Here is a 1,634-nt window from a genome sequence, read left to right as displayed (position 1 = left end):
CAAATATGTGTAAAAATGTTCCTTGATAATAAAATATTGCTAAAATAGTGTTTTGAGAGATGCAAAATCTACCCTTTTGAGAGATGATTTTTCCTATTTTTCCTCATTTGGGCAGACTTCTCCCTTTAGTTTTAAAATTCGTTTTAAATTGACTGCAAATATTGATACTGCTCCTTGAAGTTGCATATTTGATAGTCCAGCAGCATCACAACGACTATATCCGTGTATATTTTTTAATTCACTATTTTTTGCCTCTATCATATAGCGGGTTTTGAAACGTTCCTTGAAATATTGTGTTTTTTGAAACGCCTCTTGATTTTTATGATAATCCGATTTAATAGTGATACTATACGTTTTCGTTTTTGCATTTTCTTTATAGCAGCCATTACGATAAGGACAGACATGGCATTTATTAATATCGAAAAAATATTTGATACGTGTATTCTTTTTCTGATTACTACGTTTGTCAATTCGATATTTTATAGCCAAATGCCCCGCTGGGCACTGCATGGTATCCGCATCTTTATTAAAGATAAAGCCGTCCTCTGAACGAGTCCCTTTTATGATGCTCGGGTTAAGCTTTGAAATTAATTTATAGTCATTGCTTTGCGCATCTTTTAAATTTTCCAGTGTGGAATATGCGGTATCTGCTATTACTTCATTAACGGTTGCACCTGCTGCTTTACTTTTTTGAACCAGTACTGGAAGTTCCTGACCATCAAATGCTTCACCGGATGTGATTGTTGCTGCTGTGATGATCCGTTCATCTGTCATGGCCAAATGAGTTTTGTATCCGTAAAAAGAAGAATTGACCGTTTTATGGCCAATCCGGGCATCCGGATCAATGGATTGATCATAACAATCAATCTGATTATCTAAAATTTCGGATAACATAGAAGATTCTTCTTTAATCGTTGGCAGTTCTGAATACGGACTTTCCTGAACTGTGTTTAATAATTCATGACAGTATTCATTATACTCATCTAAAGAAGCTCGTTTTTCAGGTTCATCTGGCAGATAAATGTCTTTATCAGAATCTTTTAAAGCTGCTTTTAAAGAAGTAGAGGCTTTTTTCAACATTTCTCTCTGAGTAGTTTTATGATAACGGGCTTCTGTATGAGTTGAGTCAACAATTATAGTATTGCTTTTTAAAACGCCTTGATTTATGGCAAGTTCTACACTTTTATTTATGAGCAGATCAAGTATATTTTCATCTTTTAAACGCTGCTTTCTGAATTTGGTTAAAAGACTGGGATGGATAACCTCTTCTTCTGGCGTTAATTCCAGAAAGTATTTAAAAGACATATCATATCGTGATCTTTCAACAACACCATTATCAGAAAGGTTATAAAGATATTTTAAAAGCAGATATTTAAATAGCAATATAGGGTTTTTTGCATTACGTCCATTATCAAGGCAATATTTATTTTTTAATTCATCATATATAAAAGAAAAATCGACCAATTCCCTGATTTTTCTTAGAATATGATCTTTTGGAACAATCATGTCATATAAATCTGAATAATAACTAAGGCTAAGTTTAAGTTGGGATGATAACATTTCAACCTCCGACAATTATGATACCTTAATTATATCAGATATATGATTTTACGACCACTTTTTCAGTGGCGTCC

General features: G+C 33.0%; 1 protein-coding gene. It reads right to left on the bottom strand.

Annotated elements, in window-relative coordinates; all coding sequences use genetic code 11:
* Positions 1-93: 93 nt before the first annotated feature.
* On the bottom strand, positions 94-1,560 hold the full coding sequence (locus LI149_RS14975; RefSeq protein WP_173786591.1) for an IS1182 family transposase: 1,467 nt from the start codon (positions 1,558-1,560) through the stop codon (positions 94-96).
* Positions 1,561-1,634 lie beyond the last annotated feature (74 nt).

This window comes from Dorea sp. 210702-DFI.3.17, from assembly GCF_020560825.1.
In the GTDB taxonomy this organism is placed as follows: Bacteria; Bacillota; Clostridia; order Lachnospirales; family Lachnospiraceae; genus Dorea; species Dorea formicigenerans.
The sequence above is the reverse complement of the archived record's forward strand: the minus strand, read 5'-3'. Positions and strand labels throughout refer to the sequence as shown.

What these genes read in the sequence shown, in the direction of transcription:
- LI149_RS14975 (WP_173786591.1), bottom strand. Translation starts at nt 1,560, where the DNA reads ATGTTATCATCCCAACTTAAACTTAGCCTTAGTTATTATTCAGATTTA.